Source organism: Bacillus sp. MRMR6 (assembly GCF_001940785.1).
In the GTDB taxonomy this organism is placed as follows: domain Bacteria; phylum Bacillota; class Bacilli; order Bacillales; family Cytobacillaceae; genus Neobacillus.
Genome location: NZ_MSLS01000078.1, coordinates 1 through 1,230, shown reverse-complemented (window position 1 = coordinate 1,230; position 1,230 = coordinate 1). Strand labels below are relative to the sequence as shown.

The window sequence follows — 1,230 nt, the reverse complement described above, 5'->3', positions numbered from 1 at the left end:
ACTGCTGCCTCCCGTAGGAGTCTGGGCCGTGTCTCAGTCCCAGTGTGGCCGATCACCCTCTCAGGTCGGCTACGCATCGTCGCCTTGGTGAGCCGTTACCTCACCAACTAGCTAATGCGCCGCGGGCCCATCTGTAAGTGTCAGCGAGAAGCCGACTTTCAGCTTTCCCTCATGAGAGGAAAAGGATTATCCGGTATTAGCATCGGTTTCCCGATGTTATCCCAGTCTTACAGGCAGGTTGCCCACGTGTTACTCACCCGTCCGCCGCTAACCAAGAGGTGCAAGCACCTCATGATTCGCTCGACTTGCATGTATTAGGCACGCCGCCAGCGTTCGTCCTGAGCCAGGATCAAACTCTCCATGAAAGTTGATATAGCTCATTTGTTACGTTGGCTCATGTTCTCTAATTATAGAAGAAACATGAAAATTTATTGTTTGTTGACTTTTTTGTTTGTTTAGTTTTCAAAGAACAATTTAACTGCCGTTTGTGACAGGAATAATAGTATATCGCGTTTCAACTAGTGTATCAATATTAAAATTTTACCAATTACTTGATGAAGTTTCTATTTAATACATTCGTCTTCAAAAGCGACTTTCCTATCATAACACCGTCGGTGTTTACTTACAATAGATAGTTTTTTCCATTTTTGTTAATGGGATTAAAAAAGACAGAAAGTAAATTTCTGTCTTTCGCCTGGCAACGTCCTACTCTCACAGGGGCGCCTGCCCCAACTACCATCGGCGCTGAGAAGCTTAACTTCCGTGTTCGGTATGGGAACGGGTGTGACCTTCTCGCCTTAATTACCAGACTATTAAGTTTGAGGTTTCATTCCCTCAAAACTAGATAATGTAGAAGAAGTTTTGTAAAACCCAGTTCACCTAATTCATTTGTCCAGCTTCGGCTCCTAATTTCTCGGCCGTTTCGATCCGTCCCTACAAATCCAAAACCAGGATTTGCAGTGCCGGCCCTCCAACGTCTGTCGAAGTTGACCAGTCGCCTCCGCTTTTCTATTTGGTTAAGTCCTCGAACGATTAGTATCAGTCAGCTCCACACGTCACCGCGCTTCCACCTCTGACCTATCAACCTGATCATCTTTCAGGGTTCTTACTAGCTTGCGCTATGGGAAATCTCATCTCGAGGGGGGCTTCATGCTTAGATGCTTTCAGCACTTATCCCGTCCGCACATAGCTACCCAGCGATGCCTTTGGCAAGACAACTGGTACTGGTAC

At 46.2% G+C, this 1,230-nt stretch carries 3 rRNA genes; all 3 read right to left on the bottom strand.

From position 1 onward, the window contains the following. Positions 1-365, bottom strand: a 16S ribosomal RNA gene (locus BTR25_RS26630); the annotation flags it as partial. Positions 366-692: 327 nt separating this feature from the next. Further along, positions 693-809: ribosomal RNA gene (gene rrf / locus BTR25_RS26625) — 5S ribosomal RNA — on the bottom strand. Between the two features lie 203 nt (positions 810-1,012). Next, positions 1,013-1,230 (bottom strand): 23S ribosomal RNA (locus BTR25_RS28005); the annotation flags it as partial.